The 23,736-nt window shown below is 70.5% G+C and carries 23 protein-coding genes and 1 pseudogene; 5 read left to right on the top strand and 19 right to left on the bottom strand.

Features of this window, described 5'->3' with window-relative positions:
* A pseudogene (locus ACGFJ7_RS17855) lies at positions 1 to 126 on the top strand (IS5/IS1182 family transposase); the annotation flags it as partial.
* A 521-nt stretch (positions 127 to 647) separates the two neighbouring features.
* Here ACGFJ7_RS17855 and ACGFJ7_RS17850 read toward each other — a convergent pair.
* A complete protein-coding gene (locus tag ACGFJ7_RS17850; protein WP_392642729.1) occupies positions 648 to 2,066 on the bottom strand; it encodes a caspase domain-containing protein in 1,419 nt (472 codons plus the stop codon).
* On the bottom strand, positions 2,063 to 2,443 hold the full coding sequence (locus tag ACGFJ7_RS17845; protein WP_392642728.1) for a hypothetical protein: 381 nt from the start codon (positions 2,441 to 2,443) through the stop codon (positions 2,063 to 2,065). Before ACGFJ7_RS17845 ends, ACGFJ7_RS17850 begins: the two co-directional genes overlap by 4 nt.
* Positions 2,444 to 2,553: 110 nt before the next feature.
* Here ACGFJ7_RS17845 and cobF point away from each other — a divergent pair, with 110 nt between their 5' ends.
* Positions 2,554 to 3,303 carry a precorrin-6A synthase (deacetylating) gene (gene cobF / locus ACGFJ7_RS17840; protein ID WP_392642727.1) on the top strand — a complete coding sequence of 250 codons (750 nt, stop codon included), beginning with the start codon at positions 2,554 to 2,556 and terminating at the stop codon, positions 3,301 to 3,303.
* 26 nt (positions 3,304 to 3,329) lie between these two features.
* Here cobF and ACGFJ7_RS17835 read toward each other — a convergent pair whose 3' ends face one another.
* The 3 genes from ACGFJ7_RS17835 to ACGFJ7_RS17825 all read right to left on the bottom strand — a co-directional run bounded on the left by ACGFJ7_RS17835 (position 3,330) and on the right by ACGFJ7_RS17825 (position 8,476).
* A complete protein-coding gene (locus ACGFJ7_RS17835) occupies positions 3,330 to 4,118 on the bottom strand; it encodes a hypothetical protein (RefSeq protein WP_392642726.1) in 789 nt (262 codons plus the stop codon).
* Between the two features lie 409 nt (positions 4,119 to 4,527).
* A complete protein-coding gene (locus ACGFJ7_RS17830; protein ID WP_360240841.1) occupies positions 4,528 to 5,772 on the bottom strand; it encodes a hypothetical protein in 1,245 nt (414 codons plus the stop codon).
* A complete protein-coding gene (locus ACGFJ7_RS17825) occupies positions 5,759 to 8,476 on the bottom strand; it encodes a putative bifunctional diguanylate cyclase/phosphodiesterase (protein ID WP_392642725.1) in 2,718 nt (905 codons plus the stop codon). The genes ACGFJ7_RS17830 and ACGFJ7_RS17825 overlap by 14 nt, the downstream gene beginning before the upstream one ends.
* 136 nt (positions 8,477 to 8,612) lie before the next feature.
* Here ACGFJ7_RS17825 and ACGFJ7_RS17820 point away from each other — a divergent pair, with 136 nt between their 5' ends.
* A complete protein-coding gene (locus ACGFJ7_RS17820) occupies positions 8,613 to 9,101 on the top strand; it encodes a permease-like cell division protein FtsX (RefSeq protein ID WP_360240835.1) in 489 nt (162 codons plus the stop codon).
* On the opposite strand, the gene ACGFJ7_RS17815 is transcribed toward ACGFJ7_RS17820, so the two are convergent.
* From ACGFJ7_RS17815 to ACGFJ7_RS17795, 5 genes are read right to left on the bottom strand one after another with little or no spacing between them, the layout of a single operon-like run.
* Positions 9,091 to 10,167, bottom strand: coding sequence for a DNA glycosylase AlkZ-like family protein (locus ACGFJ7_RS17815; protein WP_392642724.1), 1,077 nt, complete (start codon positions 10,165 to 10,167; stop codon positions 9,091 to 9,093). The two genes, ACGFJ7_RS17820 and ACGFJ7_RS17815, sit on opposite strands and share 11 nt — an antisense overlap.
* On the bottom strand, positions 10,164 to 10,586 hold the full coding sequence (locus ACGFJ7_RS17810; RefSeq protein ID WP_360240829.1) for a PPOX class F420-dependent oxidoreductase: 423 nt from the start codon (positions 10,584 to 10,586) through the stop codon (positions 10,164 to 10,166). The genes ACGFJ7_RS17815 and ACGFJ7_RS17810 overlap by 4 nt, the downstream gene beginning before the upstream one ends.
* Positions 10,587 to 10,596: 10 nt before the next feature.
* Positions 10,597 to 11,112, bottom strand: a complete 516-nt coding sequence (locus ACGFJ7_RS17805; protein ID WP_360240826.1) for an adenylate kinase — start codon at positions 11,110 to 11,112, stop codon at positions 10,597 to 10,599.
* Positions 11,109 to 11,759: a response regulator transcription factor gene (locus ACGFJ7_RS17800; protein WP_360240823.1), complete on the bottom strand. Its 651-nt coding sequence runs from the start codon at positions 11,757 to 11,759 to the stop codon at positions 11,109 to 11,111. Before ACGFJ7_RS17800 ends, ACGFJ7_RS17805 begins: the two co-directional genes overlap by 4 nt.
* Positions 11,760 to 11,772: 13 nt before the next feature.
* Positions 11,773 to 12,882 (bottom strand): histidine kinase, encoded by a 1,110-nt coding sequence (locus tag ACGFJ7_RS17795; RefSeq protein ID WP_360240820.1) that lies wholly within the window; start codon positions 12,880 to 12,882, stop codon positions 11,773 to 11,775.
* Positions 12,883 to 13,024: 142 nt separating this feature from the next.
* On the opposite strand from ACGFJ7_RS17795, the gene ACGFJ7_RS17790 reads away from it, so the two are divergent.
* The gene (locus ACGFJ7_RS17790) at positions 13,025 to 13,636 is read left to right on the top strand and encodes a dihydrofolate reductase family protein (RefSeq protein WP_392642723.1); all 612 of its coding nucleotides are present in this window, start codon (positions 13,025 to 13,027) and stop codon (positions 13,634 to 13,636) included.
* On the opposite strand, the gene ACGFJ7_RS17785 is transcribed toward ACGFJ7_RS17790, so the two are convergent.
* Positions 13,579 to 14,160: a TetR/AcrR family transcriptional regulator C-terminal domain-containing protein gene (locus ACGFJ7_RS17785; protein WP_360240814.1), complete on the bottom strand. Its 582-nt coding sequence runs from the start codon at positions 14,158 to 14,160 to the stop codon at positions 13,579 to 13,581. The two genes, ACGFJ7_RS17790 and ACGFJ7_RS17785, sit on opposite strands and share 58 nt — an antisense overlap.
* A 19-nt stretch (positions 14,161 to 14,179) precedes the next feature.
* Here ACGFJ7_RS17785 and ACGFJ7_RS17780 point away from each other — a divergent pair, with 19 nt between their 5' ends.
* The gene (locus tag ACGFJ7_RS17780; RefSeq protein WP_360240811.1) at positions 14,180 to 15,409 is read left to right on the top strand and encodes a beta-ketoacyl-[acyl-carrier-protein] synthase family protein; all 1,230 of its coding nucleotides are present in this window, start codon (positions 14,180 to 14,182) and stop codon (positions 15,407 to 15,409) included.
* Here the strand turns inward: ACGFJ7_RS17780 and ligD are convergent.
* The 8 genes from ligD to ACGFJ7_RS17740 form a co-directional block, all read right to left on the bottom strand.
* Positions 15,406 to 16,365: a non-homologous end-joining DNA ligase gene (ligD, locus tag ACGFJ7_RS17775; protein ID WP_360240808.1), complete on the bottom strand. Its 960-nt coding sequence runs from the start codon at positions 16,363 to 16,365 to the stop codon at positions 15,406 to 15,408. The genes ACGFJ7_RS17780 and ligD overlap by 4 nt on opposite strands.
* 20 nt (positions 16,366 to 16,385) lie before the next feature.
* Positions 16,386 to 16,715 carry a hypothetical protein gene (locus ACGFJ7_RS17770; RefSeq protein WP_360240805.1) on the bottom strand — a complete coding sequence of 110 codons (330 nt, stop codon included), beginning with the start codon at positions 16,713 to 16,715 and terminating at the stop codon, positions 16,386 to 16,388.
* Between the two features lie 80 nt (positions 16,716 to 16,795).
* Entirely contained in the window at positions 16,796 to 17,680 is an 885-nt protein-coding gene (locus ACGFJ7_RS17765; RefSeq protein WP_392642722.1) for a carbohydrate ABC transporter permease, read from the bottom strand.
* An 85-nt stretch (positions 17,681 to 17,765) separates the two neighbouring features.
* Positions 17,766 to 18,659: a sugar ABC transporter permease gene (locus ACGFJ7_RS17760; protein ID WP_360240802.1), complete on the bottom strand. Its 894-nt coding sequence runs from the start codon at positions 18,657 to 18,659 to the stop codon at positions 17,766 to 17,768.
* Between the two features lie 53 nt (positions 18,660 to 18,712).
* Positions 18,713 to 20,023, bottom strand: a complete 1,311-nt coding sequence (locus tag ACGFJ7_RS17755; RefSeq protein ID WP_360240799.1) for an extracellular solute-binding protein — start codon at positions 20,021 to 20,023, stop codon at positions 18,713 to 18,715.
* A gap of 128 nt (positions 20,024 to 20,151) precedes the next feature.
* Positions 20,152 to 21,168 (bottom strand): LacI family DNA-binding transcriptional regulator, encoded by a 1,017-nt coding sequence (locus ACGFJ7_RS17750; protein WP_360240796.1) that lies wholly within the window; start codon positions 21,166 to 21,168, stop codon positions 20,152 to 20,154.
* 144 nt (positions 21,169 to 21,312) lie between these two features.
* Positions 21,313 to 22,329 (bottom strand): DUF1932 domain-containing protein, encoded by a 1,017-nt coding sequence (locus tag ACGFJ7_RS17745; protein ID WP_392642721.1) that lies wholly within the window; start codon positions 22,327 to 22,329, stop codon positions 21,313 to 21,315.
* Positions 22,330 to 22,657: 328 nt separating this feature from the next.
* The gene (locus ACGFJ7_RS17740) at positions 22,658 to 23,005 is read right to left on the bottom strand and encodes an MmcQ/YjbR family DNA-binding protein (RefSeq protein WP_392642720.1); all 348 of its coding nucleotides are present in this window, start codon (positions 23,003 to 23,005) and stop codon (positions 22,658 to 22,660) included.
* Between the last annotated feature and the right edge of the window lie 731 nt (positions 23,006 to 23,736).

The following is a 23,736-nucleotide window of genomic DNA, read 5'->3' as shown; positions in this document are numbered from 1 at the left end:
AACGTCGTGGAACGCTGCTTCAACCGGTTGAAGCAGTGGCGGGCACTCGCCACCCGCTACGCCAAACGCGCCGCCCTCTACCGGTCATCGGTGCTGCTCATCGCCGCTCTGATCTGGCTTCGCTGATCGGCAGGACACGCCCTAGGCGGTTCGTCGTCCCGGCGGATATTCCGACGCTTTCGAACTGCGGTCCAGTGGAGACGGGGGCGCGGCTCGGCTGTGACGCGCTGCCGTATCGAACAGCTGGCAGGACGGTCGTCAGTGACGCGGCGAGCGACCCCGCCGGCCGTGCTGCCGCCGCATGACCCACGCCGCCGCGAGTGCGGTCAGCGCCGCGATGAAACACAGCGTTCCGAACGCGTAGACGACCGTTCGGTCACTCAGTCCCCAGAGGCCGACCGCGCCGAGTTGCCCCCCGCTCGCAGCAACACCTGAGCCCTCGCGGTTGTGTGACTACCTGCGGAACTCATCGACAATCTACCCAAATCCGGCTCCTATCGGACGGGCCGAGGCGGCGGCCCGGAGCGCCTAGTCGCTCCTCAGCCGTGTCGGCATGGGCGGGAAATCTAACTGGCACCCTTGGCGGGTTGGGCAGACCGCGCCTTCCCGCAGAGCGAGCGGAGTAGCTTCCAAAAGGCTGTCGTCGGCTAGGTCGAGGTGAGCCGGGCCGTGCAGTACTGGTTCCAGAGGTAGACCTTTTCGGTGTCGCCCGGGTTGAGTGTGAGGGGGGCGCCGCCCTTCGGGACCGTGCCGAAGTCGAGCTGTTGGCCGGTGGTGGCGTCGCGCAGGGTGAAGTCGCAGGTGTTGTTGCCGTGGAAGTCGATCACCTCGATCGTGATCGGGCCGGGCGCGGTGAAGGCGTCGGTGTCGCCCAGCGTGGTCTGCACGAAGGGCAGGGTGGCGCTGCCCGGGCCGGACTGCAGCGTGGTCAGGCAGCCGGGGTCGTTCACCGACCAGTTGAAGGTGCCGCCGCGCTGGACCTGGAACGACATCGGGCCGTAGATCGCCGTCGGCAGGGGGAGGGGCTGGCCGCTGTCGTTGTGGACCATGGTGACCGTACAACCGGCGTCGTTGCCCTGGATGTTGTCGCGGATCAGAAGCCGCCAGGGCGCCGCCGCCTCGAAGTTGCCGGCCGGCAGCGGGCCGTCCCGTGTGGCCGGTGGCGGATCGTCCGAGCCGGTCAGCAGCAGCGTCGACGCCACCGCGCCGGCGGCGAGCACGGCCACGCCCGCGGCCGCCCAGGCGTAAAGGCGGCGGCGGTGGCCGGGCGCGGCGGGCTGCTCGGCCGGGTCGGCGGCCGGCGGGCGGACCTCCGGAATCGGGCGGCGGCTGCGGGCCACGTACAACTCGCCCTGCATCTCGATGTCGCGGCTCGGGGTCTGATGCGGCGTGCGCTCGCGGACCCGGTCGAAGACGTAGTCGTAGAGCTCGTTGAGGGAGACCCAGCCGTCCTGGTCCCGGTCGGCCTCCCCGGTGGCCAGGCCCTCCACGAGCGCGGAGGTGAAGACCGACGGGCGGCTCTGGTCGTCGGCCAGCTGGTCACCCTCGAACGCGTACTCCATGGCGCTGGAGGCGGTGATGACCGCCCGGCCGCGGCTGCCGCCGGGGAAGTTGTCGAGCACGTCGACGTCGCCGGCCGCCCGCACCCGCACGCCGCGGCTGAACGCCCCGCCGTAACAGCAGTCCAGCAGCAGCACGACACTGCGCGACCGGCTCGACCGCATGCAGCGCTGCACGAAGTCGGCCGAGACGGCGGTCGAGCCGAGCCGGTTCGGCCGCGTGTTGGTCGTGGCGAAGAACAGTTCCCCCGACTCCCCCTTGAGCCCGTGACACGAGAAGTGCAGCAGCAGCACGTCGTCGGGGCGGCTGTCGGCGAACAGGTCCTCGATGCGCTCCTGGATCACGTAGGCCGGTTCGTTGCTCACGACCCGTACGTCGAAATCGCCGATGTTGGGGTCTCCCAGCACGTGGGCGAGAGCCGAGGCGTCGGCGGCCGGCGCGAGCAGGCGGCGGAAACCCTCGTGTTCGTACGAGTCGTTGGCGACGATGAGGGCCTTGCGGCTCATGGCTCGTGCCGCCGCACGAACAGCTCGATGAGCCGCTGCTGTTCGGCCTCGCTCGCCTCGGAGATCTCGAGCACGTCCCCGCCCAGCTCCAGCCGCACGGTCCGGCGGGTGCCGTCGCCGTGCCCGAGCCAGCCGCGGACCACCGAGACGACCTCCTTGAGCCCGGTGGCCGAATTGCCGAGCATCACCAGCAGCGCGCCGACCGCGCCGACGTCGATGGCCCGGGCCCCGGCCGGTGGCGCCTCGGCCGAGGTGAGCCGGCGCACATCGTCCACGTCGAGCAGGCCGATCTGGTCACGGACCTGGCCGGTGAGCAGGTCGAGCCGCTCGGCGTCGGCGCCCTCCTCGGCCAGGTAGAGCCGCAGGTCGTCATTCACGGCGTCCACCTCCTCACACCAAGATGCACCCAAGGTGAGCGGCTGGGAACCGTCCGAAAGTCGACCCCCGCGAGGCGTATCCCCGGCGCCGCTACGGCACACTTGCCCAGGTGCGGAAAATCTGTCTGATCGGGATCGGCGCCGGCGACCCGGACCACCTCACCCTGCAAGCGGCAAAGGCCATCGGCCGTACGGACGTCTTCTTCGTCCTGGACAAGGGCGAGGCGAAGCAGAGCCTGGTCGACCTGCGCGAACGCATCATCCGCGGCTACTCCAAGCCGACCCGCAAGATCGTCGAGGGCCGCGACCCCGACCGCGACCGCACCCCCGCCGACTACGAGGGCACGATCGCCGACTGGCGCAGCCGCCGCGCCCTGGTGGTGGAGGAACTGATCCTGGAGCACCTGAAGGAGGACCAGCAGGGCTCACTGCTGGTGTGGGGCGATCCCGGCCTGTACGACTCGTCGATCGCGATCGTGCAGGAGGTCCTGGCCCGGGGCAACGTCGAGTTCGAGTACGAGGTGATCCCCGGCATCAGCAGCGTCTCGGCCCTGGCCGCGAAGCACCGGGTGCCCCTCAACCGGGTCGGCCGCCCCTTCCAGGTGACGACGGGCCGCCGCCTGGCCGAGGGCTGGCCCGACGGAGTGGACGACGTGGTGGTGATGCTGGACGCCCAGCAGGCGTTCACGGCCCACCCGGACGCCCAGATCTACTGGGGCGCCTACGTGAGCACGCCGGACGAGATCCTCCGCTCCGGCCGCGTCTCCGAGGTGGCCGACGAGATCGTCACCACCCGCCAGGAGGCCCGCGACCACCACGGCTGGATCATGGACACCTACATCCTGAAGCGCGACGCTTAGCGGGTGAGCGCCGCGCTGAGCCGAGTTCAGCCCTTCTGTTCGAGCTCGGCTCGGGTTGCGGGCAGCAGGCGGGCCGCCCGGTCGGCGTCGGAATGGTAGAAGACGAGTTCGCCGATGGTGCCGCGATCGACCCACGCGCACACCCCGGCGTCAATGCCGAACGCCGACAGGTTGCCGCATGCGGCCGCGCCGCCGAGCGGGCCCGGATCGACGGCCCAGATGTCGCGAACCTTGCCGTCCTCCACCACGGTGAACACGTCGTTCAGCCGGCTCGGGAAATCGTTGTAGCTGCCGTTCGCGCCACCGACGTAGATGGCGTCGTCGTTGGAGGTGCCGTAGACCCTGCTGAACGAGTGGCTCGTTCCGGGAACACTGGCGAGCCGGGTCTGCACCAGCTTGCGGCCTTCGTCCAACCCGGGATCGTTGTACTGCGGCCGTCCCTGCAGCATGGCCGGCTCGCCGACGGCGAGCATCCCGGCCGTCGCAGCGTGCACGGCCAGCAGGAACAGCCCGTATTGCAGAACGGCCGCACCGAGGGCGAGCGGCAGTGTGCGGCCATTCGCTATGCCCTGGAAGAAAGCGACCAGGTCGGTGATGATGTGGAATCGCCGACTAGTGAAAACAATGAACCCGAAATAGCCGGCCAGGAACAGGGCGAGCAAGTAGGCGACACCGGTTTCCAGCCGGTAGACCGCATCCGGGATGTCGCCCCACACCTTGATGGCGATGAACGAGACGACACCCGGTAACAGCGTCGTCGCGAGGGCCAGCAGCTTGGGGGAGTGCCTCGGAGTATCCAAATCGACGTTCTCCATGACCGGTGCAGGTCCTTCACTGACCTGTGACCCTGCCGACTCGGCACTTGGATCGCATCATCGGATCGGGCTGGATCCGCCGACGATCATCGGTGGCCGTACCACTCCGAGAACACTGCCCGGCGCGACCCGCGACCTGACGGCCGCTCGCGCCACGGCATCCGCGGTGCGCTTAGCAGCGCGGATGTCATGACTTCCGCCCGATAAGGGCTACCAAGGCACTTGCGGCAGCGGGCGTAGGCCATTCGAACGGCGACGGCTCCGGTCGAAGCTGTCACGCCGTAGATGAAGGCACAATCAATCACTGGCACAAGGGCACGCCTGCCCGCCGATTTCTGAGACGTCAGTAGCAGTCGGTGAAGGCCGCCGGGGTGGCGCGGTCGACAGGCCGGGGCGACACGGCCCGCGGTCAGTGGGCGAAGCGGCGGAACAGGTGAGGGGCCGTGGTCAGGCCGGCCCAGATGAGCAGGGACAGGGCGCCCAGGATCAGGGCGCTGGTGCTGGCGGCCAGGCCGATGGCGGGGGCGGCGATCAGCATGGGCAGGGCCCGTACGGCGACCGCTCCGCCCAGGGCGCGGATCGAGGCGCTGTAGGCCAGGTCGCGGGTCAGGGTTCCCGGTGTGGACTCGGCGGCCACCCGGGCGTCCATGTCGCCCTCGAACGCCGTGGTGGCCAAGCCGGCCGTGAACTGGGCCAGCAGGACGAACGGGGCGTACAGCGGGGCCAGGATCCAGCCCGCCAGCATGCCCAGGCCCCACAGGGACCAGCGCAGGACGGCCGGTAGGCCGAGGCGTTCGAGCCAGCTCACCGCGGTGTCGGCCAGCAGCGTTCCCGCGCAGAACGCCACCGCCGCCCCGGCCACCCAGCCGCTTCCGAACAGCTCCTCGGTGACCGGGACGGCCAGCAGGGACGGGCCGGCCGCGATCAGCATGACGCCGCCGCCGGCCAGCATCAGGCGGGGCATGGGCAGGCGCCAGCCGGGCTTCGCGTGGCGGCCGCGGGCCGGTGAGCGGGGGAAGACCGAGCCGGCCGGGATGATCCGGGCCCGGCGGGCGATCAGCATGACCGGCAGCAGGGTGCCCAGGAAGACCACGAAGACCGCGTGCAGGAGCCAACCGGCCGGGCGGCCGTCGGGGCCCGACGGCAGCAGGGCGGCCAGCGCCGTGCCGGCCGCCTCCACGCCGACGATGCAGATGACGAAGCGGGTCATCGTGCGCGGCGAGGCGTCCACCGCTGTCACCTCGGCTCGCAGCCCGGCGTAGCCGGCCCAGGCGGCCGTGTGCATGATCAGGATGAGGGCCGCCACCAGCCAGGCCGGCAGGCCGGTGACGACGCCGAACAGCACCAGGAAGCGCATCGGCAGCTCGACCCCGGCCGCGGTGCGCAGCAGGGCCCGGCCGTTCAGGCGGCTCGACAGCCAGCCGGCGGCCGGGGCCGACAGCACCGTGCCGACCAGCATGGCCGCGTTGTACAGGGCGGCCTCGCCCAGGCCGCCCCGGGCCGTGCCCATGAGCACCACGAACGTCCAGCCCAGGGCCATGCCGAACGAGTCGACGACGCCGGTGACGAGCAGTTCCCGCAGCCGGCCGGCCCGGCGCAGGCCGCCGGGGCCGGTGGCGCGGTGGGTGCCGCGGTGCCGGTCAGCTAGTAACACGGGCACCCTGGACGAACAGCGGGCCGGCCTCGTCGGCCGGGACCGGGCGGGAGAAGTAGTAGCCCTGCGCGAAGTGGCAGCCCATCTCCCGCAGCGCCTCGAGCTGGACGACCTCCTCGATGCCCTCGGCCACCGTGTCCATGCCCAGGCTCTTGCCGAGCTGCACGATCGTGTCGGCCAGGGCCGTGTCGTCGGTCAGGGCGCCGAGGCGTTCCACGAACGAGCGGTCGATCTTCAGCGTGTCGACCGGGAAGCGCCGCAGGTAGGCCAGCGACGAATATCCCGTACCGAAATCGTCGATGGCCAGCGTGACACCGAGCGCCTTCAGCCGTACCAGCTGCTCCAGATTGTCGTCGGTGTCGCTCATCAGGACGCTCTCGGTCATCTCGAGGCAGAGCTGATCGGCCGGCATGCCGGTCTCGGCCAGGATGGCGCCGACGACCTCGACCAGGTCGGCCCGGTCGAACTGGCGCACCGAGACGTTCACCGCCATCTTCACCGGGCGGCCGCCCTCACGGGACCACTCGACGGCCTGCCGGCACGCCTCGCGCAGCACCCACCGGCCCAGCGGCACGATCAGACCGGTCGCCTCGGCGATCGGGATGAACTCGGCCGGCGGGATCAGACCGCGCGTCGGGTGCTCCCAGCGGGCCAGCGCCTCGAAGCCGATCACCTCGCCGGTGGCCAGGTTGATCGTCGGCTGGTAGTGCAGGTGCAGCTGGTGCCGTTCGAGCGCGAGCCGCAGGTCCGCCTCGAGCTCGAGGCGGGCGACGAGACCGGAGAGCATTTCCGGGTCGTACGTGGCGTAGCCGCTCCCGCCGGCCGACTTCGCCTTGTACATGGCGAGGTCGGCGTTGCGCATCAGCTGCTCGGCGCCGTCCTTGGCGTCGCCGAGCATGTCGGCCGAGGCCAGGCCGATGCTGGCCTGCACGTGGATGTCGCGCCTCTCGCCGCCGAACGGCGTGTCGAGCGCGTCGATGATCCGCTGGGCGACCTGTTCGGCCTCGTCGGCGGCGCCGCCGGGCGCGGTGGTGATGAGGACGGCGAACTCGTCGCCGCCGAAGCGGGCCACGATGTCGTCCGAGCGCACCGACGACCGCAGGCGATCGGCCACCTGCACCAGCAGCTGGTCGCCGGCCAGGTGCCCGAGGCTGTCGTTCACCTCCTTGAACCCGTCCAGGTCGAGGAAGAGCACCGTCACCTCGCCGCCGTCGGCCCGGTTCCGCAGGGCCTCGCTGACCCGCTCCCGGAACAGCGCCCGGTTGGCCAGCTGGGTCAGGGCGTCGTGGTACGCCTCGTGGACGAGCTGGTCCTGCAACTCCTTGCGCTCGCTGATGTCGCGGGTGTTGAGCACGAGCCCGGCCACGCTGGGGTCGCTGAGCAGGTTGGTGATGGTCATCTCGGCCTGGCGGACCCGCCCGTCACGGTGGTGGACCACCACTTCGAGCACGGTCGTCGCGTACGGCCGCCCGGCGACGTGCCGCAGCGCCTGGGCCAGCCGCAGACCCGACTCGGGGTCGAGCATCTTGGTGAGCCGCCGGCCGGTGAACACGCGGGCCGGGTAGCCGAAGACCCGCTGCACCGACTCGCTCTGGTAGAGCACGTCCGCCTCCGGGCTGACCACGGTCACCACGTCCGAGCTGTGCTGCACGAGTGCGTGGAACCGCTGCTCGCTGGCGAACAGCTCGGCCGTACGGTCGGCGACGCGGGCCTCGAGGGTGCGGGTGAGGTTGCGGTTCTCCCGCAGGGTGAGCAGCTGGCGGCCGACGATCAGCAGAATCAGCGCGGACCTGGTGTACGCGATGAACATGTTGCTGTGCCCCGTCTTGGCGTACCAGATGACCGAGGTCAGAAGGGCGGCCAGCACGGCCACGTAGGGCAGCAGGATGCCGACGGGCTGGCTGTTGTCGGTCTCCTCGTCCTCGGCGGCCGGCGGCACCGGCTTGGCCGCGGCCAGCAGAATGAGTACGAAGCCGGCGAACCAGCCGATGTCGGTCGGGTCGCCCGAGCTGTAGCGGTCGAGGAGGCTGAGATAGGCGTACGCGATGTCGGAGACCGCGAACGCCGAGATGCCGGCGCCGACCAGCGCCAGCTGCCCGAACGTCCGGCCGTGCCGGCGCTGCTGGGCCAGCATGAAGAGCACGATCGTGATCGTGACGACGTCGCCGAGCGGGTAGGCCAGGCTGATGTACAGCGCCAGCCCGCTGCCGTCGCCGTTCTCCAGCAGCGGCGACACCACGAAGATCCAGGCGATCAGGACGAGCGAGGTCGCGACCATCAGGCCGTCGATGACGCTGCGGACCCGGTTGGCCATGCCCTGGGCGCGGCTCGGCAGCACCAGCAGGCCGATCGGCGTCAGCAGGGTCATGCCCAGGTAGCCGATGTCCCCGGCCGACGGGAACGGCAGCTGTTCGCCGCGGGCCATCTGCAGGTAGGTCCAGATCCCCTCGCCCAGGCCCCAGCTCAGCACGCCGAGCCCGATCAGGGCCCAGCCCACGCGCATCCGCCCGCCGAACGAGCGGGCCCGGCCGAGGCAGGCGACCGCGGCCACCACGGCCGCGGCGCAGAGCCCGAAGTTCGAGACCGTGCTCGTCACGTCCCGCCCGCCCAAGCCCGCGCCGAGAATCACGGCGAAGACGGCGACGAGCGCGCCGGTCAGCGCACACGCCACGTACCAGCGGCGTGTTGCGATGCTGCCTGCCATCTGAGCTCCGGTCGTCTGGGACGGTGGTCGTACCCCGGAGATCGGGTTGCGGGCGCGTCTTTTGAAGGTTTCGGCTGTGCCGCGGCTGAGTTCTCGGGTGCAATACGGGTGCGAGCTCTTCTATACGATGCCCGGCGTGACCGAACCCGAAGTCCTTTCCGCGCCCCGAACCTCCCGGGCCGTCCTGATCGCGGTCGCCGTCCTGATCGCCCTGCTCGGCATCCTGGCGGGCGCGGGCGGCGGGGTGGGATACCTGCTGCACTCGGGCTTCCGCAAGCCGGTCGAACGGTCGTACGGCGTCTCGGTGTTCCTGAAGGCGGACGCGACCGAGGCGCAGAGGACGGCCCTGCGCGACCAGCTGGAGAAGGCGCCGCATCAGGGCGAGGTGGTCTTCGAGACCAAGGCCCAGGCGCTCGCCCGCTTCAAGGAGCTGTGGAAGGACGACCCGGAGTTCCTGGCCAAGGTGGGCCCGAACAGCCTGCCGGAGTCCTACCGCCTCAGCTGGAAGGGCACGACGTTCGACTGCGGGCCGATGAAGGCCGCCGGCAAGATGCCGGGCGTCAACGACGTCGTGATCACCATGTACCCCGAGAAGAAGGAGCCCGGCGGCTCGATCAGGTGCTGAAGCCGGCCGGCAGGTCGAGGTCGAGGCCGAGCCAGGCGGCCAGGTCGCGGATCTCGCGCTGGACGGCGGCGGTGGTCGCCCGGTCGAACGGGGCGTCCTGGTGGACGGCGTCGACCCGGAGGACCCGGTGGGCGTGGTCGGCGGTGGCGTCCAGCTTTCCGATCAGGCGGTCGCCTCGCAGGATGGGCATGGCCCAGTAGCCCCATTTGCGCTTGGCGGGTGGTTTGTACATCTCCAGGGTGTAGTCGAACGCGAACAGGTCGAGCAGGCGTTTGCGGTCGAAGACGAGGCGGTCCAACGGGGAGAGCAGCGCGGTGCGGCCGGCGAAGGGCAGATCGAGGTACGCGGGGTCGACCCGCCAGGTTCCGCGTACGCCCGTGACGGTGGCCGGCTCGCCCGCCTCGAAGCCGCGCCTGGCGCGGAGCAGGCCCTGGGAGCGGAGCAGGCGCTCGTCGCGGATCCGGGTGGCCTCGGGCTCACCGACGGTCTCCGGCGGATAGACCCGGTGGGCCAGGTCCCACAGCCTCTCGCGGCCGTCGCGGTCGGCGATGGCGATCTCACCGCGGGAGGCCAGGCACTCCAGCATCATCGTCAGGCTGCGGTTGTTGTTCCAGCCCGACGACGACCAGGGGACCTCGCACGTGTCGGGAAGCTCCGACGCCGGGAGTGGGCCGCCGGCGTCGAGGCGGCTCAGGATGTCGCGGCGGCAGGCGGCGTTGGCGGTGACGAAGGCGTACGCCCGGGGGTGGCTGAACTGGTCGTCGGGATCGTCCCAGGCGGCCATGCGGGCCTTCAGGAGCGCGAGATCGTCGTACGGGCGGATCAGGCCCTTGAATTCGATGAAGGTGCGGTCTTCGAGCGCTTCGGTGAGCAGTTCCGGGCGGTACGAACTACCGAGGCGGCTCCAGGCGATCAGGTCGGCGTTGGGCGCTACGGCGCTGGTCTGGTCGTACTGGAGAAAGGTCAGATGGCCGACCAGCTCGGGCAGGCCGGCCGGGCGGTCCCGGGTGAGCAGCTGGGCGCGCACGGCTGTCCGGCGCGCCTGCTGACGGGTGAGAACTATCAAGCGGGAACCCAGCCGTAAAGGTGTTCCACCTTTATCGAGCAGACCAGGCGGCCGTCGGTGACCATGGCCCGGCGGAAGTCGTCCCAGTCGGGGTGTTCGTGTCCGGCGATCAGGCGGTAGATCTCGATCAGCTCCTCGACGACCGGGTCGTCGAGCCGCCAGGCGACCGGGCTCAGCTCGGCCGTACCCTCGCCCACCGCGTAGCCGTGGCCGTCGGCCGAGGTGACCTTGATGCTGACCCGGGGGTCCCGGCGCAGGTTGTGAACCTTGGCCAGGCTGGTGCGGGTCGAGAAGCGGACCAGGCCGGGCAGGGCGATGTAGCTGACGTCGGACAGCTGCGGCCGCCCGTCCTTCTTGATCGTCGCGACGGTGCCGAGCTTTCCCGTGGCGATGACATTCCACAGCACGTCATCAGACATAGCTCTGACCTTAAAGCGACGCGAGCCAGTCGCGGGCCTCTCTGGGCGACCGCAGCAGAATCGTTTCCGGAAAGTCCGGGTGGGCCTGCCAGTGGCGCATGCGGGCGCGTTTGCGGCCCCACGAGCGGAAATGGAAATAGAGGAGCGAGTCGCGGTCGAGGAACAGGTTGCGGAACGATTCCCGGTTGCCGTTGCAGATCTCGGTGCGGTTGATCAGCCGGGTCAGCGAGCGGCGTACGAGACGGCCGTAGGAGACGCGCCGGGGCATGTCGAGGCCGACGATGAGGTCGGCCCGATCAAGGACGATATCGGCCCATTTCTGGTACGCGGCGTCAATCACCCATGAGTCGCCGGCGCAGACCGCGCGGATGCGGTCGCGCTGAATCTCGTCGGGAACCTCCACCCAGCCCGGTTCCCACATCAGGTCGTCTATGGAGTGGTACGGAATTCCCAGGCGCTCGCCGACGCGGGCGGCCAGCGTCGACTTGCCGGCGCCGGTCACCCCGTACACCAGAATTCTCTTCATCCGGCCAGCCCGTCCTCGAATGCCACGATCACCAGTTGAACGCGGTCCCGGACGCCGAGTTTCGCGATCGCCCGGGTGATGTGGGTCTTGGCGGTCAGCGGGCTGATCACGAGCTCGCGGGCGATCTCCTCGTTGGACAGGCCGGCCGCGACCAGGCGGACCACCTCCCGCTCGCGCTCGGTCAGCACGGCCAGCCGGTCCTCGTGGCGGGCGGCGGCGACCGGGCGATGGGCGAACTGGCCGACCACCCGGCGGGTGACGCTCGGCGAGAGCAGGGCGTCACCGGCGGCCACCACCCGGACCGCCTGCCGCAGGCCGTCCGGGGCGATCTCCTTGGTGAGGAAGCCGCTGGCCCCGGCGGCCAGCGCGGCGAAGACGTACTCGTCGGTCTCGAAGGTCGTCAAGATGATCACCTTGGTGTCCGGGTTCTCGGCGAGGACGGCCCTGGTGGCGGCGATGCCGTCCAGGCCCGGCATCCGGATGTCCATGAGGATCACATCGGGTCGCAGAGCGCGGGCGGTGCGGACGGCCTCGTCGCCGCTGGCGGCCTCGCCGACGACGTCGATCTCCCGGTCGCGGCGCAACAGGCTGCGGAAGCCGGCCCGCACGAGGTGCTGGTCGTCGGCGAGCATCACCGAAATCGTCATGGGGTGGCCTCCGTCAAGCTGGGAACGGGATCGTTGCTCGTACGGCGAAGCCGCTCTTGCCGGCGCCGGCCGTCAGCGCGCCGCCCAGCGCCGCCACCCGCTCGCGCATGCCGGCGATCCCGTTGCCGTCGATCACCACCTCCGGGGCGGTGCCGTCGTCCTGCACGTCGACCACCACGCTGGCCGGCGCGTAGCGGACCGTCACCGCGACCCGGCCGGCCCCCGCGTGGCGCACCGTGTTGGTCAGCGACTCCTGCACGACACGGTAGACGGCCGTGGCGACCGGGGCCGGCACCAGCGCCCGCTCGCCGAACTCGTTCAGGGACACCGCCAGCCCGGCCGACCGGACCTGGTCGGCGAGCCGTTCCAGCCCGTCCAGCCCGTCGGCCGGTTCGCCGATCGCCGGCGCCGAACCCTCGCGCAGCACGTCGACCAGTGACTTGAGGTCGGTCATGGCGCGTCCGCGTACCTCCTGGGCCAGGCGCAGCGACGAGCGTGCCTCGTCGGGGTCGCTGTCGAAGGCGTCGAGCGCGACGTTGAGGTGGACGCCGACCACGGCCAGGGTGTGTGACACGACGTCGTGCAGGTCGCGGGCGATGCCGACCCGTTCCTCGGCGCGGCGGCGGCGGGCGTCCAGTTCGCGTTCGTGCTTGTCCTGCTCGAGGCGGTGGGCCACCTCGGCCTGCCAGCGGACGGTGTTGCGGTACGCCGTGGTGGCGGCCAGGACGGCGGCCAGCCACAGGGTCTCGCCGCCGACGTGGGCGAGTGTCCAGTTGCCGCCGTGGCCCTCGGCCACGTATCCGTCCCAGGCGAAGCCGTACGCCAGGGCGATGCCGCCCACGATGACGGCCGTGCGCAGGTGGCCGGCGAGCACGACGGCGACGAAGGCGGCCGTGGCCGGCCACACCCAGCCGGAGTCGACCAGCGAGCCGCCGCGCATGCCGGCGACCGCCAGCAGGGAGAGGACGAGGACGGCGCGGGGCCAGCGCGGGGCGAGGAGCGCGAGGACGGCCAGCCAGACGGCGAGCGACAGCGTCATGACCGTGTCGAGGGAACCGCCGGTGATGGCCAGGCCGGCCGGGACGCCGACCAGGGTGAGCGTGGAAGCCAGGTATCTGTTCATGGACGGAACGCTATTTTCGCCGGGGGCCCGGCCGCGTCGTCCAGCCGCCGTCACCCGCACGGACGCCTCCCGACTACTCCGCTACTCCCAAAGGAGTACACCACGGCCGATGAGTTTCGGGCCCGGCGCCGGTCGGACGGTCATGACTGTGACTTACACCTTCGACGTGTTCACCAGCCTCGACGGATTCGGCGGGGTCACCGACCCCTCGTGGGGCGGTTACTGGGGCAAGCAGGGCCCGGAGCTGCTCGCGCACCGTCTGGCCCTGTACGAGACGGAGCAGCGCATGGTGTTCGGGGCCAACACGTACCGGGCCTTCACCCAGCTGCTGGCGGCCGGCACCGAGGCGACCGTGGGCGACCCGTGGGTGACCCGGATGCTGAACCTGCCGGCGTTCATCGTGTCGAACACGCTGCGGGAGCCGATCGACTGGCCGGACGGGACCGTCGTCAAGGGCGACGCGGTCGAGGTCGTCGCCCGGCTGAAACAGGAGTCGGACGTGCCGCTGCGCTCGCACGGCAGCCTGGCCCTGAACCGGGCGCTGATGGCGGCCGGTCTGGTCGACCGGGTGCAGGTGACGGTCTTCCCGGTGATCACCGGGAGGACCGGCGACGATCCGATCTTCGCCGGGGCCGCCGACTTCGACCTCGACCTGCTGGAGACGCGGACGCTGGACGGGCGTACCCAGGAACTGGTCTATCGCCCGGCGCTGCGGACCGTCAGCACCCCGGCCAGGTCGACGTCGGCCGACTGACCGCCGTAGCCGCTCTCGGAGATCAGGCGCGCGCCGAAGACGGTGGTCCAGAAGGTGCGCGCCTCGATGGCGGCCGGGCGGTCGATGGCCCAGCCGCGGCGGTCGAGGACGTCGAGCAGGTAGCGCTCGGCCTGGCGGAACAGCACGGACAGGCTCTGCTGGACGGAGGCGTGCAGCTCGGGGCGCAGCCGGCTCACCGCCATGGCGTGCACGGCGACCGGCACGGCCGGCAGGGCCAGCGCCGTACGGGCCAGAGCGATCCGGAACGACTCGGGCGTCCGCCGCCGCAGGCCGATCGGTTCCAGGCGCTGGGCCTGGTGGAGCAGCAGCCGGAACGCGGCCTCGACGAACAGGGCGTCCTTGGAACCGAAGTAGTACGTGATCTGGTGCGGGTGGGCGCCGGCCGCGCCGGCGATGTCGGCCACGCTCACCGCGGCCAGGCCGCGCTCGGCGAACAGATTTTCGGCGGCGCGCAGGATCGCGTCGCGGGTGCGGCGGCCGCGGGCGCGGGGAGGCTCGGTCATAGTTGTACGCTATACAACTATGACGGATGTTGTGATCACCGGGATGGGTGCGACCACCCCGCTCGGCGGCGATGTCGACTCGCTGTGGCAGGGCATGCTCGAGGGCCGCTCGGGTGTGCGGCGCATCGACGACGTGCTGGCCGGCTACGCCCACCTCGACGAGCTGCCGACCCGGATCGGGGCGCCGATGGCCGTCTCGCCCGACACGGTGCTGGAGCGGGTGCAGGCCCGCCGGATGGACCGCTGCCAGCAGGCGGCGCTCGTCGCGGCCCGCCAGGCCTGGTCCGACGCCGGCGCGCCCGGGGTCGAGTCCGAGCGGCTGGCGGTCGTCATGGGCACCGGCATCGGCGGCGTGACCACGCTCCTCGACCAGGACGACGTGATCGAGGAGAAGGGCCCGCGCCGGGTCTCCCCGCTGACCGTGCCGATGATGATGCCGAACGGCGCCGCCGCCTGGATCAGCATCGAGCTCGGGGCCAAGGCCGGCGTCTACACGACCTCGGCCGCCTGCGCGTCCGGGGCCGAGGCGATCGCCCAGGGCGTGCGGCTGATCCGGTCGGGCGAGGCCGACGTGGTCATCGCCGGCGGGTCCGAGGCGTGCATCGCGCCGATCACGGTGGCCGGGTTCGCCCAGTCCCGTACCCTCTCCAAGCGCAACGACGAGCCGGAGCGGGCGTCCCGGCCCTTCGACGTCGACCGGGACGGCTTCGTGCTCGGCGAGGGCGCCGGGGTCGTGGTCCTGGAGCGGGCCGAGTTCGCGGCGGCCCGGGGCGCGCGCCCGGTGGCCCGGGTGGCCGGCTTCGGGGTGACCGCCGACGCGTACCACATCACCGGTCCCGAGCCGTCCGGCGAGGGGCAGATCCGGGCGCTTCAGGCCGCGCTGCGGACGGCCGGGCTGGCCCCGGGCGACATCGACCACCTGAACTGCCACGCCACGTCGACAGTGGTCGGCGACGTGGGCGAGGTGGCGGCGATCCGGGCCGCGCTCGGCGACGACGTGGTGCTCACCGCGCCCAAGGGCGCGATCGGCCACCTGGTCGGCGCGGCCGGCGCGGTGGAGAGCATCATCACCGTGCTGTCGGTGGCCGAGGGGCTGATCCCGCCCACGCTGAACCTGGAGAACAAGGCGCCCGAGGTGACGCTCGACGTGGTCACCGGCGAGCCGCGCAAGCAGGCGATCGGCGCGGCCATCTGCAACTCGTTCGGCTTCGGCGGCCAGAACGTGTCGCTGCTGTTCACCCCGGCCTAACCGGCCTCGCGGCGGGCCTTGGCGCGGCGTTTGCCCTCGTGCATGGCCTGCACCCGGGCGACCGGGATGGTCCGGCCCTCCTCGATGAGACCCTCGTCGAGGGTCTGCGGCGCAGGCATGGCCCCGGCCCACGGGTCGTGGCCGGCGGCCAGCAGGCCCGGTGCGGTGTGGACGGTGAAGTCGGCCGGGGTCACGTCGTCGAGGTCGTCCCAGGCGACCGGGAAGGAGACCGGTACGCCCGGGCGCACCCGGGGGCTGTAGGCGGCGACGACAGTGGCCCCGCCCGAACGGGTGGCGTCGAGGAAGACCTTGCCGTGCCGGTCCTCGCGGATGAAAGCGGTGGTGGCCAGCTCGGGGTCCAGCCGTTCGGCCCGGGCCGCGACCGCGCGGGTGGCGGCGGCGACCTGTTCGGCGTCGGCCTTGCCGTCGAGCGGGACGAAGACGTGCACACCCTTGGAGCCGCTGGTCTTGACGGCTCCGGCCATGTCGATCTCGGCGAGGGCGGCGCGTACCAGCCGCGCCGCCCGCACGGCTTTGGCGAAGTTCTCGCCCTCGGGCGGGTCCAGATCCATGATCAGATGGGTCGGGTGGTGGTCGCCGGCCGGCATGAGCGCGGGGTGGTACTCGATGGCGCGCTGATTGCCGAACCAGAGCAGCGTCCGGCGGTCGTTGCACAGCGCGTACGTGACCTCGCGATGCGACGCCTCGGCCCACACCGCGGTGCGCGGCACCCAGTCGGGCGTGTACTTCGGCAGGTTCTTCTGCATGAACTTGTCCTGGCCGCGCAGCAGCCGGATCACCGACAGCGGGCGGTCGCGCAGCACCGGCAGCATGCGATCGGCGACCGCGTCGAGATAGTCGATCAGGTCACGCTTGGTGGCGCCCGCACCCTCGTACAACTCCTGATCGAGGTTGGTCAGCGTGACGCCGTCGCGCTCCTCGCCTTTGTCGGCCATGGGCCCATCGTGCCCTACATTCAGCCGAGCTGGGCGATTCCGGCGGCGGGAAGGGCCATGAGCAGGGTGAGTACGACGTAAAGCCCACCCAGACCGAAACGGCCGTTCCGGGTGGCGAGCGCGGCGGCCGTGAACGGCAGCGCCACGATCAGCACGGTGGCCAGCGTGAAGGCGCCGCCGGAATCGGTGATCAGGCCGTACAGGACGACCAGCGGGACGAGCACCAGCCAGGCCAGGGTCACCGCGATGATCCACAGATGGAGGGTCGTCCGGCGTACGTCGTCAGCCGGGTCTTTGTGCAGGGCGTAAGCCATGCGTGCGGCGAAGCCGTCGACGTCCTCGGTGGTCACGAAATAAGAACCTTAGGGGCAACGGCCGCCGGGCGCGTCGCCCCTAAGGGGTGAGAGACCAAACCTTCACCTTGCTCAGGTCAGCTCTTGACCGAGCCGGCCATGAGACCGCCGATGAACCAGCGGCCGAGCAGGACGTACACCACCAGCGTGGGCAACGACGTGATCAGCGCGCCCGCCATCGAGGCCGCGTAGTCCGGCGACTGCGCGCCGGCCAGCGCGTTCAGCGCGATCGTGATCGGGCCGTTCCTCGTGTTGGACAGGAAGATCGCGAACAGATAGTCGTTCCAGGCCGACGTGAACTGCCAGATCACCGTGACCACGAAGCCCGGGACGGAGATCGGCAGGATGATCCAGGCGAACGTGCGCAGCAGGCCGGCGCCGTCGACCCGGGCCGCCTCGACGAGCTCCTCCGGAACCGTGGTGGCGTAGTAGTTCCGGAAGATCAGCGTGCAGATCGGGATGCCGTAGACGCAGTGCACGAAGACCAGGGTCGGGATGCCGGGCGGGATGCCGATCGTCGTGACGATCTCCCGCAGCGGGATCATGACGGCCTGGTACGGGATGAACATGCCGAACAGGATCAGCGTGAACACCAGGTCGGCGCCGGGGAACCGCCAGCGCGACAGCACGAAGCCGTTGGCCGCGCCGATCACCGACGAGATCAGGGCGACCGGGATCGCCAGCTCGAAGGTGCGGACGAAGGACGCGTGCAGCGAGTTCCAGGCCTTCTCCCACGACGCCAGCGTCCACGTCTCCGGCAGGTTCCACTGGCTCGTGACGCCGATGTCCGAACCCGACTTGAAACTGGTCACGATCAGCACGTACATCGGCATCAGCACGATGATCAGGAAGAGCAGGACCAGCGCGTACTTGACGATCGAGCCGGGCCCGAACCTCTGCCGCGGCTTGGTGCGCGGCTTCAGGCTCTCCAGCGTCTCCTGAGGGGCGGCGACGACGGTCATTCCGAGCCCTCCTCTCGCATGACCTTCTGGCCCTCGCCTGCGAGGCCGTTTCTCGGTGCGGCGGGGTGCCGCTCGGTGCAGGCGGTCATGCGTTCTTCTCCGCCCGGTTGGTGTAGATCAGGTACGGGACGATGACGACCGCCACGAGCAGCAGCAGGATGATCGAGATCGCCGCGGCCTTGGCGTAGTCGCTGGTCAGCAGCGTCTGCCAGACGTAGACGGCGGGCACCTCGGTCAGCCACTGCGGACCGGAGACGCTCATGATCAGGTCGAACATCTTCATCGACATGTGGCCGAGGATGATCAGCGCCGACAACGCGACCGGCGTGAGCTGCGGGAAGATCACGTTGCGGTACAGCCGGTACGTGCTGGCGCCGTCCATGGCCGCCGCCTCGCGCAGCTCCTGCGGGATGCCGCGGAAACCGGCCAGGAACAGCGCCATCACGTAGCCGGAGAGCTGCCAGACGGCGGGCATCGCCATCGCGGCCATGCCCCAGTTCGGGTTGGTCCACCACGAGTTCTGCAGGAAATCGAGGCCGAGCGCGCCGAAGACGGCGTTCAGGCCACCCGCGTTGTCGCCCGTGTTCGGGTTCATCAGCCAGCGCCACACCACGCCCGACGCCACGAACGAGACGGCCATCGGGAACAGGTAGACCGTACGGAAGAAACCCTCACCACGTACGCCGCGCTCGAGCAGGAAAGCCCAGAGCAGGCCGAAGAACATCGCGCCGACCAGGAACACCACCGTGAAGATCAGCAGGTTCTTCAGCGAATGGGTGAAGCGGTCGTTGATGTCGTCGGTGAACAGCTTGGTGTAGTTCTCCAGGCCGACGAAACCCTTCGACCCCAGGGCGTTGTGCTCGTCGGACACCGAGACCTTCGTGGTCCAGGCGATCAGGCCGTACACGAAGACGGCGAGCAGGATGAGCGAGGGGGAGAGCAGGAGCAGTCCCGGTCCCCACTGCCGGAGTCGGCGCATTAGGGCTCCTTGCTGGGAAAGGCGGGGCGGCCGGTCGCCACCCCGCCCCAGACCTACTTCTTGACGAACTGCTGCGCGGCCGAGGCGAGAGCCTTCTGCAGCGCGCCGGCGTCCTGGTTGGTCGAGAACGCGCCCAGGGCCGAGTTGGCCGCACCCTGCCAGCCCTGCGAGCAGGCCGAACCGTGGGCACACGACGGAACCTGGGTCGCCGACTTCCAGTCCGCCATGGCGGCCTGCTGGTACTTCGGGTAGTCGCTCGGGCTGGCGTCCGTACGGGCCGGGATCGAGCCCTTCTTGGTGTTGAACGCCTTCTGGCCCTCGGCCGAGCCGACCGTCTTGAGCCAGCACTTGGTGCCCTCGGCGTTCTTGGCGCCCTTCGGCAGCACGAACGAGTCGGCGAGCCACTGGAAGGTGGTGCCGTTGCCCGGGAACGTGAAGTAGCCGTAGTCGGTGAACTTCTTGGCGTCCAGGTCGGCCGCCTCCCAGTCACCCATCAGCTGGTACGCGGCCTTGCCGTCCATGACCAGCTTCTCCGCGTCCGTCCAGTCGAGGGCGTCGCGGTCGGTGTTGGTGTAGGTGAGCAGCTTCTTGAAGTCGTCGATCGCCTTGGTGACGCCGGCGTCGTTCCAGTCGGTGCTGCCGTTCCACAGGCCGGTGAACTTCTCCGGGCCCAGGTCGGTGATCAGCACCGACTCGAACAGCATCAGCTGCGTCCAGTCCTTGCCGATCGCCAGCGGCGCCTTGATGCCCTTGGCCTTGACCTTGTCCAGGTCGGCGAAGAAGCCGGCCAGATCGGTCGGGTCCTTGGTGATGCCGGCGTCGGCCACGACCTTCTTGTTGGTCCAGACGACGTTGGCCCGGTGGATGTTGGCCGGCACCGAGTAGATCTTGCCCTCGACCGTCAGGTTGTCGATCAGGCCCTTGGGGAACGCCTGCTTGAGACCCCAGGAGTCGTAGTCGGCGCTGATGTCCTCGACCTGACCGGCGTTGATGTAGTCCTGAAGCTCCGCGCCGGCGTGCGCCTGGAACGTGTCCGGCGGGTCGCCCTGCTGGAGCCGGGACGCGAGGACCGACTTGGCGTTCGCGCCGGCGCCACCGGCCACGGCGCCGTTCTCGAAGGTCTGCCCGGCGCACGAGGTGCCGAACTGGGCGACCAGGCCGTCGAGGCCGGCCTTCTCACCGCCGTCGGCCCACCACGTGAAGACCTCGACCTTCTTGGAGCCGGAGTCGCCGCCACTGTCGTCACTGGACCCACAGGCCGTGGCCGTCAGGAGCGCGGCGACACTGACGGCCGCAACGGCAGCCCGTCGAGTGAAGCCCGTCCGACCGCCCCGCCCGCCACCCTTTACTTGACTGAAGACCATCCCGCTTGTCTCCCATCGAGATATTGACATCGTTGTCACGCGATTCGGGAGTACGGTGCCGCCTGAACGCACGGGTGTCAACGACTGTTTCCGTCTCGTTACGTGCGAACACTGTGGATAGATGATCGTTAACGGGGCGTCCGCTCTCCCGACCCTCTAGCAATGATGGATGTCGAAATAACGATCGTGCGGGCGGGCCCGGTATGCCCACTGATCCGCTCATGGGCGAGCCGGGCCGCCTCCCGCCCCAGAGCGGTCATGTCGTGGGCGACAACTGTCGTACCGAGCACGTCGGCGAGATCGAAGTCATCGAAGCCGACCAGCGCCGGCTGCTCCCGCAGATCACGCATCCCGCGCAGCGCGCCGGTGGTGAGCCGGTTGTTCGTCGTGAAGATCGCGGTCGGCGGCGGATCAAGGGCGAGGAGTTCCTGTACGGCGTGTTCGGCGTGCCGCACATCGTGCACGTCGGTGCGCACGTACGGCTCCCACTCGTCGTTGCCCGCGGCGTGCATCGCTTTCACGAAGCCGTCGATGCGCCCCTTCTGTGGCGCCATCCGCTTGAGGTCGGCCACCAGCGCGATCCTCCGGTGCCCCCGCGCGAGCAGATGCTCACCGGCCGACCGCGCCCCACCGGCGTTGTCGATGAGCACGGCGTCCGCGGCCACCCCCTCCGGCAGCCGGTCGAGGAAGACGAAGGGAACACCGCCGTTGCCCTCGACGGACAGATACTCGTGGTCGGTGCCGCTGGGGATGACGAGCAGCGCCCGCACCCGCCGCTCGAGAAAGGCGTCGACCAGACTCCGCTCCAAGGCGGCGTCCTCGTCGTTGTTGGCGGTGATCAGCAGCAGCCCGTGCTGCCGCAGCTCCCGCTCGATCCCACTGGCCACGGCCGAGTAGAACGGGTTGGTCAGATCACCGCTGACCAGCCCGACCAGCGCCGACGTGGCCCCACGGCGCAGCTCCCGGGCGATCCCGTTGAGCCGGTACCCGAGCAGGTCGGCCGCGTCCAGCACCCGCCGCCCGGTAGAGGGCGCCACGTTGGGCTCCCGGTTGAGCGCACGGGAGGCCGTCTTCAGACTGACCCCCGCCAGCTCCGCAACCTGGGTCAACGTAGGCCGGCGCACACTCGCATCGTCGGCGGACATAGCGCTCCGAGCCTCTCAACCAGCGGGGACGACTCAGTATGACATCGACAGAGGTACGACCCACCGCCCCAAGCACCCAGACGCACCACACACCCTCCCCTTTCGTGGACCCGCCCTCCCCCTGCGCGGCCGGTCCGCGGTGGGTTACGCCTCACTTCGCAGGCGGGCGACGATCTCGGCCGGGGTGAGGGCGCGGTCGTTCTCGGGGTCGTCGTCGGCGAGCCGGGTCGAGGCGACGTCGGCGAAGACGGCCGCCATCGCCGCGAACAGGTCGGGGCTCAGCCCGGCCTCGGCCTGGGTGGCTGACACCTCGCGCATCTCGCCGACGTAGCGGTGCGCCTTCGTCGCCGCGCGGGCCACCCCTTCGCTGTCGGCCAGCCCGCTACGCGCGAGATCGTCCAGAACCTCATCGAGCACGCCATGCGCCCCCGCCGTACGCATCGCCTGAGTGAGCAGCCCCACCAATCCCTTGTAGACGCTCCCGGTGCACATCTTGAGCGCACTGGCCGCCCCGACCCGATCACCCAGAACCACCGGCTCGACCATCCCCGCCCACGGCAGCCCCGCGACGACCTCGGCCTCGACCCCGGACAGATAGACCCGCGCCCCCGGCTTGACACTGGGCGGCGGCCCCGAAATCGACCCGTCGACGACCCGCAGCCCACCAAGTTCCCGGACCGCCCGCCCCATGGTCCCCGGCGACACCGCGTTGAGATCAGCCACCACGGGCCCGCCACCCACCCGAAACAGCCCGCTGTGCGCCTGCGGCCGCTCGCTGTCCGCGTCGGAATGCCCGCCGTGCGCCCGGGGCCGCTCGCTGTCCGCGTGGGCTTGCCCGCTGTCCTGGTGGGGTTGCTCGTCGGCGGCGCGGGATCGCCGGCCGTCGGCGGTGGTTCTTGAGTGGGTTGCTTCGGCGGCGGTGGCTATGGAGCGGGCGGCGTCGACGGCGGCGGACGGTGGGGTGATCGAGAGGATGACGTCGGCGACCGCCACGACGTCGGTGAGGGTGGGCAGGATCTCGAGCCCGGCCGTCTCGGCCAGGCGGCGGGAGCGTGCCGAACGGCCCTCGAGCGTCGTGACGACGCGGGCGCCGCCGGCCAGCAGGGCGGCGCCCAGGCCGGAACCCATGAAGCCCGCGCTCACGATGGCTACCGTCGGCATCGCAGGACCCCTTTTCATTGATCACACAGGTGGCTGACAGCTTCAACCTAGGCCGGGTTGGTTGGCTGCTTCGAGCGGACGGCCGGCGATCCGGGCATACCGAACCCAGCCGGGCTCGCCGGCCGCCCGCTGCGGAAGCGGCCGTGCCCCGCACCGGCTCACACCGCGCCGACCGGGTCGCGCGGGCACGGCCCCGAACCTCCGCGCGGGCCCGGAGCCAACGCACGGCACCCGATTTACGGACGGCCCGACCCCATGGTTCCGGAACCGTCAGGCGTCTCGGGATTGCGGACGGGACCGGAACTGCCGTGTGGGCTGGTGGTGGGGGTCAGGTGAGCCTTGGAAGGTAGGCCGACCGGACCTTTTTGGGGACGACCATGCGCCAGGCGTCCAGGACCAACTCGGTCATGCGTTTCTCGTCCAGCGGGTCCATCCAGGCCTGGACCCAGTTGAAGCGCAGGTCGGACTCGCGGGGGAGGTGGAAGATCTCGGGCTCACAGGTGACCAGGGCCGCCCTTTCCTCCTTGGGGAAGCCGAAGCCCATGACGGTCTCGTCGCGGGAGAAGGCCACGTAGACGATTTTGCCCACGCGGAACTTGACCCGGTCGTTTATCAGGTGTTCTGAGGTGCGGGGTAGGTCTCGTGCTACCTGCCGCACGTCGTCGACGGTAACCATGTGAGGACCCTACGGCGGGGGTACGACAATTCCGGGAGGGTCACGGACGGCGGGGCTTGGGCACCGAGAGGGGAGTGGTCGGCTCCTCGGGCAGTGGCTTGCTGTCGGGCACCTTCGCTCGGAAGACGCGGTCCGCCGGTAGGCGATAGGTCTTGGCCTGTACGAGCTCGTCCGGAACGCCGTGCCGCCCCGACGGCCTCTTCTCGGCGGCGTCGGGCGGCGGCGGGGACGCGGCCGGAGGAGGGGACGCGGCCGGAGGAGGGGCTACAGCCGGAGCCGGAGCCGGAGCCGGGGGCGGGGGCGGGGTGTGGGTCGATGCGGCGACTGGTGTCGTGTCCTGCTCAGGGACGGCCGGTCGAGGGTTCGGGAAAGGCTGATAGGTCACCCCGCCCACCGCGGCCGGTTCAGCCCGGACATTCGGCGGCGGGGGCGGCGGCACGGGAAAGCTCCCCTGCGACGCGGCGGCCCGGGAAGCGCCGGCGGAGGGCACCGCGGCCCGAGGAGCGCCGGCGGAGGGCACCGCGGCCCGAGGAGCGCCGGCGGAGGGCACCGCGGCAGGCGGCGCAGCGGCCGGAGGCGCGCCGGCTGGAGGCATGGCGGCCGGAGGCGCGCCGGCTGAGGGCGCCGCGGCACGAGGCGCGCCGGCTGAGGGCGCCGTCGATGGGCGCGCGGCGACACGGGGAGTAGTGGCCGGAGGGTCGGCGGCCGGGCGGCGGGTGGGGTCGAAGGGG

The sequence above is a fragment of the Actinoplanes sp. NPDC048988 genome, assembly GCF_043197815.1.
Taxonomy (GTDB): Bacteria; Actinomycetota; Actinomycetes; order Mycobacteriales; family Micromonosporaceae; genus Actinoplanes.
The sequence above is the reverse complement of the archived record's forward strand: the minus strand, read 5'-3'. Positions and strand labels throughout refer to the sequence as shown.